At 44.6% G+C, this 6,864-nt stretch carries 6 protein-coding genes and 1 pseudogene; 1 reads left to right on the forward strand and 6 read right to left on the reverse strand.

Going from position 1 to position 6,864, the window contains the following annotated elements; genetic code table 11:
* Positions 1-150 precede the first annotated feature (150 nt).
* The 6 genes and pseudogenes from RH949_RS23130 to RH949_RS23155 all read right to left on the reverse strand — a co-directional run bounded on the left by RH949_RS23130 (position 151) and on the right by RH949_RS23155 (position 5,570).
* Positions 151-1,209 (reverse strand): protein-glutamate methylesterase/protein-glutamine glutaminase, encoded by a 1,059-nt coding sequence (locus tag RH949_RS23130; protein WP_446356446.1) that lies wholly within the window; start codon positions 1,207-1,209, stop codon positions 151-153.
* Between the two features lie 59 nt (positions 1,210-1,268).
* Positions 1,269-2,090 carry a methyl-accepting chemotaxis protein gene (locus RH949_RS23135; RefSeq protein ID WP_446356458.1) on the reverse strand — a complete coding sequence of 274 codons (822 nt, stop codon included), beginning with the start codon at positions 2,088-2,090 and terminating at the stop codon, positions 1,269-1,271.
* 12 nt (positions 2,091-2,102) lie between these two features.
* Positions 2,103-3,383 (reverse strand): annotated as a pseudogene (locus RH949_RS23140) (HAMP domain-containing protein); the annotation flags it as partial.
* Positions 3,384-3,436: 53 nt separating this feature from the next.
* Positions 3,437-4,036: a chemotaxis protein CheC gene (locus RH949_RS23145; protein WP_446356448.1), complete on the reverse strand. Its 600-nt coding sequence runs from the start codon at positions 4,034-4,036 to the stop codon at positions 3,437-3,439.
* A gap of 12 nt (positions 4,037-4,048) precedes the next feature.
* Positions 4,049-4,417, reverse strand: a complete 369-nt coding sequence (locus tag RH949_RS23150) for a response regulator (RefSeq protein WP_446356450.1) — start codon at positions 4,415-4,417, stop codon at positions 4,049-4,051.
* Positions 4,418-4,463: 46 nt separating this feature from the next.
* Complete coding sequence (locus RH949_RS23155) at positions 4,464-5,570, reverse strand: adenylate/guanylate cyclase domain-containing protein (protein WP_446356452.1); 1,107 nt, start codon at positions 5,568-5,570, stop codon at positions 4,464-4,466.
* Positions 5,571-6,331: 761 nt separating this feature from the next.
* On the opposite strand from RH949_RS23155, the gene RH949_RS23160 reads away from it, so the two are divergent.
* The coding region (locus tag RH949_RS23160) for an RNA-guided endonuclease InsQ/TnpB family protein (RefSeq protein WP_446356454.1) at positions 6,332-6,864 on the forward strand (533 nt) is incomplete at its 3' end.

Raw genomic sequence — 6,864 nt, forward strand, 5'->3', positions numbered from 1 at the left:
GTCATACCCAGGAATAAATTTGACAGGTTCGTAGTAAAGGAACCTTAGCCTTATCATCGTATTTTATCCAGGAATCAACCTGACAATTCAATCGGGCGCACGTCGGTGCGCCCCTACGGTTTCTGGGTGTAATTCTCATCCTCTAAATAGTTAAACGCAACGGATAATCTCAGCCGCAATATCTGGTAACGGAATCACCCTATCCGCTAACCCCGAATTTGCCACCATTCCTGGCATTCCCCAAACAACACTGGTGGCTTCATCCTGCACCCAAACCTGACCCCCAACTTGGCGAATACATTCACAGCCTAAAAGTCCATCTTGCCCCATTCCGGTTAAGATAATGGCTAAGGTATTTGCCCCATACAGTTTAGCCACAGAACGAAATAGCACATCAACAGCCGGACGACAGGAGTTTTCTGGCGCGTCTTGATGGGTGCGAAGTTGCACACCTTTACTATTTCTCTCGATAATCAGATGATAGTCTCCTGGTGCTATCCACGCTAACCCGGGTTCTAATTGACCCAACGTATAACCCTCAGCCACTTTAATTTGGCATTTTTGCGCTAATCGTTCAGCTAAACGGGTGGTAAATACAGGCGGCATGTGCTGTACGATCACAATCGGTATGGGAAAATTAGCGGGAAACTGGGGTAAAATTGCCTCGAGTGCTTTGGGTCCTCCAGTTGATACGCCGATCGCTAAAATTTTAATCTGAGACTTTACATCAGAGACTGTAACCGTTTGATGCTTTAGAGATGTCCCTGGAAATGGTTCTACACCAGCTTTAACCGGAGTCGAGGGCGAATTGGCACAAAATGCCTTAATTTTGGGAATCAGGTGTTCCTGAATATGTTCGAGGGCTTCCTGTTTACTTTTCGTTTGTGGCTTGGTGACATAATCCGTCGCCCCCAGAGACAGTGCATCCAACGTAGCCGCCGCCCCGCGTTCCGTTAGGACACTATACATAATCACAGGTAATTGATGATCCTGCTGGCGAATTGCGGCTAATGTTTCCAAGCCATCCATTTCTGGCATGGCAACATCTAATATCACCACATCTGGCTTTACTTGAGCCAGTTTAGCCAGGGCGATTTTACCATTCGCCGCGACACCGATGACGCAAAGGGCGGGATCAGCTTCGAGTACGTTACTAATCATGCGCCGCGCTAGCACAGAGTCATCAACAACAAGGATATTTATGGTCATTTGTCAAGAGTCATTTGTCATTTGTCAACCCTTCGACTTCGCTCAGGGTTAAGAGTCCGTTAATATTTAAATTGCCCGACAAGTTGTTCAAGTTCATTCGCCGTTTTTGAGAGTTCTAGGGCGGAATTTTGAGTGTTGCTGGCACTTTGGGCGGTGTTTTGAGCCGCATCCGCGACACCTGTAATGTTGCGGGCAATTTCTTGGGAACCGAGGGAGACTTGGTTGATGTTACGGGCGATTTCATTTGTCGTGGCGGTTTGTTCCTCCACCGCACTGGCAATTGTGGTCTGAAAATCGTTGATTTGATGAATAATGGTAGTAATCTGGGCGATCGCATCCACGGAATGCTTGGTGTCTCCTTGTATCGCTTCCACTTTCTGGCTGATGTCTTCTGTGGCATTGGCGGTTTGTTTTGCCAATTCTTTCACCTCGTTGGCAACTACGGCAAATCCTTTCCCGGCTTCTCCGGCGCGGGCGGCTTCTATGGTGGCGTTGAGGGCGAGGAGGTTGGTTTGTTGGGCAATTGAGGTAATTAACTTGACAATTTTGCCAATTTCTGTACTGCTTACCCCTAACTGGGCAATGGTTTGATTGGTGGTTTCGGCGGTGGTGACGGCGGAGGTGGCGACGGTGGTGGCTTCGGCGGCACTTTTGGCAATTTCTTTGATGCTGGCGTGCATTTGTTCCATACCAATGGCGACGGATTGGGTATTGGTACTCACTTGTTCAGCAGCGGAGGAAACGGTAGCGGCTTGAACGGAGGTTTCTTCGGCTGTCGCCCCCATGGTTTGGCTTTCTAGCGTCAGATGTTCGGAAGCATTACTGAGTGCGATCGCAACTTGAGCAATCTGTTTCACTTGATCGGTCAGATTGCTTGCCATTAGGTTAACATTATCGGTCAATTCTTTCCATGTCCCGTCAACCCCTTCCACCATAGCTTGACCCCCAAGTTTTCCATTTACAACGTCTTGAGTTAAGCGGGTGACTTCATGGGCAAAGGTATTCAGTTGATCCACCATCCTATTCAGCGTTGTTTTCAGGGCTAAAATTTCCCCTTTTGCCTCTACGGTAATTTTTTGGGACAAATCTCCCTGGGCGACAGCCGTAGAAACAGCGGCAATATTGCGGACTTGTTCGGTTAGATGTGCCGCCATAAAATTGACAGTCTGGGTTAAACTTCGCCAGCTACCGGATAAGCCGTCAACTGTGGCTTGTCCGCCCAATTTACCTTCAATACCAACGTCTTGGCTGACTTGAGTTATCTCGGTGACAATTGTATGCAAGCGATCAACCATTTGGTTCAAGGTATCTTTTAAGGCTAAGATTTCTCCCTGTGCCTCAACGGTGATTTTTTCACTAAAATTCCCCTCACTAATCGCCGTAGCAACGGTGGTAATACTGCGTACCTGATCAGTGAGATTTTTCGCCATCAGATTTACATTATCCGTGAGTTCTTTCCAGATCCCGGAAACCCCTGGCACCTCAGCTTGTCCGCCCAGTTTTCCTTCAATCCCTACGTCACGGGCAACCTGGGTAACTTCCACGGCAAAGGTATTCAATTGATCAACCATTTTATTCACCGTTGTACTAATCCGGCGAAAGAGTCCTTTTAAGGGTTTCCCTTCAATTTCTAAGGCAATTTTTTGGGATAAATCACCTTTGGCAACGGCATGGAGTACCCGGGCAATCTCAATCGTGGGGCTAACTAAGCTATTAATAATTTCATTAACGGCATCCACATTAGTCCGCCACGAACCTTGCAATTCTGGACGGGAATACTGTTTACTCACTTTGCCCTCTTGAGCAACGGTTTTGCCCATGTCAACCAGTTCAGTGGTAAAGGTTTGGTTCACCGTCACCATTTGATTAAAAATAGTCGCCAGTTCCCCGAAACCGTTCTCAGCAGAAAGGCGAACAGAAAAGTCGCCATCTCTTACTGCTGCCAGGGCTTTTTTAAGTTCTTGTAATGATTTGGAACTGAGTTCAGTTTCTAGAGAGGTTTCCGATTTCAATGGTTCACTTGGTAGATCAACAGGATCAGGTTCATTGCCTGATAAATGATTGGATTCAGTGATAACCGTTTTTTCGGTTTCCTGATTTTCGACACCCTCCGGATCTTCAAAAAAAACAGCACGTCCAGGTTTACGATTTTTCACGAGTTTGTTATTCGTCATTTGTTGTTCGTCATTCGTCTTATGTCTTATGTCTTTCGTGCATCCCTAGCCGATTAAGCAACCGCTGCGATCGCGTCGAGTAATAACTGAAATGAATTGACATCAAAAAACAGGACAATATCACCCTTAACTTGGAGTTCTTCAATATCAAAATGAGTCCGTGCTAAAAGCACATGAGCCTCGTTGTAGCCCATTTTAAAGGACAGAATATGGTCAATATCTTCCTCTTCGTAGCAAGGAATCGCATAGTCCAGTTGTTGCTCCAGTATATTACTAATTGAACCCATAACGCCATTGAGGAGAATATTTCCCACTTCACTCAGGGTGCTAATTTTTAGAGAATCCAGATCCGGACTTTCTACATCTTCACCCGTGAGAACTGAGACTAACATGGCGGCACTTTCCGTGGGAAAAATAAGCTGGGCATTTCCCGCGAATGAGCCACTAAACGGTAACTTTACAGCAGAAAGTGGATCAGATCCTAAGCGTTTTTTTTGTTGGTTTTGCATCTCCAAAAGGGGTAATATTTCCACTTCTGGAATTTGCAACCGGATATTATAGTCAATCATTTCGCTCAACATCCCTGCTGCCTGACCCACTCCAATATTAATTAACTCTTTCAAGGCATCTAATTGGTCATGAGTTAAGTCCACGCTGAGGTTCTCCTAGTTTGTTTTTATACTCAGGGCTTGGGTGACTGCCTCGATAATTTCTGGCGATTTTGGGGGTTTTTTCAGCAGCATAAATGCACCTAAACTTTCACAATGCTGACGCGCACTGTCCTGAATATCGGCAGTGAGGACAATAACAGGAATTTTTGAACCGCGATCGCGTAATTCTTTGAGTAAACCAAATCCATCCATTTCTGGCATTAACAAGTCGGAAATAATACAATCGGGTGTCGTATTTGCCAGCAAATCCAGACATTCAAGACCATTAGCCGCTTCTAGTGTTTCATGTCCACTTTGTTGGATGGCTTTCTTGATCATCCGCCGAGAAAAGGCAGCATCGTCTGTAATTAAAATTAATCCCATGATTGTCTAGTCCTTATTTACTGGTGATTGGATAACTTGAAGCGGATCAACATGATCCAATTGGAGTTTGAGCTAAATTGCCATGGTTATTTAAACAGGTTGGGCAATCCAGTATATAGGTTTTCATTTGACCCTTTCCTTTTACATCAATTAAACCTCGTTCACGAAACAAATGTGGATTAGATAACTGCTGGTACGTCGCTTCGGTAATCTGAATACAGTTGGATACACCCTGTTGTTCCATCCGGCTGGCGGTATTAACGGTATCCCCCCACAGATCATAGCTAAATTTTTTAGTACCAATTACACCCGCCACCACTGAACCCGTATGAATACCAATTCGTAAGCTGAGTGGATCTCCTGTTTTTTGCATTAACTGGGTCATGGTTTCCTGCATCGCCAGTGCCATTTCTAAACTGACATCAGCATGATCATCACGGGGAATAGGGAGTCCAGCGGCAACCATATACCCATCGCCAATAGTTTTAATTTTCTCTAAACCATACTGTTCAGTTAATTGGTCAAACTCCGAAAAAATGGAATTCAGTTTCACCACTAAATCTCTGGGACTAATTTGGGCAGAAAGTTGAGTAAATCCCACCATATCCGCAAATAAAACGCTGACATTTTCAAAGTAATCCGCAATCACACCTTCTGACTGTTGCAGCCGTTGAGCAATGGGTTCCGGTAAGATATTCAGCAATAACCGTTCCGTTCGCTCTTGACTCTGAATCAGTTGGATATACAGTTGAGATTGTAGAATTAAGCGACGCACCCGTTGTAGCAGGACGGGCCAATGAATGGGTTTGGTTACATAGTCAGTTGCTCCGGCTTCAAAGGCTTGATTAACGGATTTTTTGTCCTCCAGGGCTGTAATCATTAGCACCGGAACTTGACTCATTTTTGGATTTTTTTTGAGTTGTTGACAGCAGGTAAAACCATCCATCACTGGCATCATCGCATCCAGTAAAATAATATCGGGAGAGGTCTTTTTACAGAGTCTGAGGCAGTCTAAACCATTGGATGCTTCCAGAATTTGATATCCTTCTTTTTCTATCACTCGTCGCATCAACAGTCGCTGAGTTTCTTCATCATCGACGATGAGGACTTGGGGGGACGGTTTTTGATTGTTATTGAAATCAGAAATCAGCATGGAATTATTGAGAAAGCTAAAGAGTTCGTCATTCGTCCTTTGTCATTTGTCCTTTGTAAGGGTTTGAGGTTTGTTGGCAAAACTTAGTACGGTTTTGTTTTATTTTGTCCAACTACTGATCACGCCAAACGCGAACGTTTAGCGATACCTTTTTGTACTTAGGTCTTACGCAAAGCCTCTATTCTTTAGGGTGGACTCTTGCGAAGTCGAATTTAGGGTGCAGATATGATGTACCTGCGTAAGGTACTGATAATGAAGAACCCTCGTTAGCCAATTTCTCCCATCCGTTACCAGAATGGAATGCACGGTTTATTTTTTTTCAATAGGGAATAATAAAATGGTAGATTTAGACTGATACACGTAGACGTTGACGCACCGCTTGTAAGGTTTGATGCACTCCCTGGATGAGTTAGCGATTCAGTCTATACCCTGTTTTTGCGCTTATGCTAAATATTATCAAATTTTCTCTCTAGGTCAAAAGGTTGAGCCTACGCCAAATGTCGTAATTTTTCTAATAGATCTGTTCTAGACTAAAAACTGGGCGCTCAATATATGCAGTCACCGGAAAAGATGGGTCTGAAGCCTCGCCCTTCTAGGGCGACTTTTTGTCCAAATTGCGAATAAGCTCCCTTAACACGTCATTTTGCGTCCTTTCCGTTTGGACGCAATACTGTTTTAGTTTTTTGAACTCAGCATCAGAGCATCTGATTAATACTTGTTTCATTTGGTCACAAACGATATCAATATGATATCATAGTAGCATGAAAAGCCGATACCAGTTTAGAATCTATCCCACCCCTGGTCAGCGTCAGTTATTAGCGCGGCTATTTGGTTGTGTGCGGGTAGTCTGGAATGATGCGCTAGCGCTGTGCAAGCAATCGGACAAGCTACCTAAAAATAGTGAACTTCAGAAACTATGTATTACTCAAGCTAAGAAACATGAGCAAAGAGAATGGTTAGGGCAGGTATCAGTTGTTCCCCTTCAGCAATCAGTTGCCGATCTAGGGGTAGCATATAAAAACTTCTTTCAATCCCGGTCTGGCAAACGCAAAGGTAAGAAGGTAAACCCGCCACGGTTTAAACGGAAAACCAACCGTCAAACGGCGCGGTTCACTCAACGTGGGTTTAAGATTAAGGCGTCCAAAGTCTACTTAGCCAAGGTTGGGAACGTCAAAGTCAAGTGGTCACGTCCTCTGCCATCTGAACCGACTTCAGTCACGGTGATTAAAGACTGTGCTGGCAGGTACTTTCTCAGTTTTGTTGTAGAGGTAGACCATGTAATTCAACCACCCAA

Source organism: Coleofasciculus sp. A1-SPW-01 (genome assembly GCF_040217205.1).
Classification (GTDB): Bacteria; Cyanobacteriota; Cyanobacteriia; order Cyanobacteriales; family Coleofasciculaceae; genus Coleofasciculus; species Coleofasciculus chthonoplastes_A.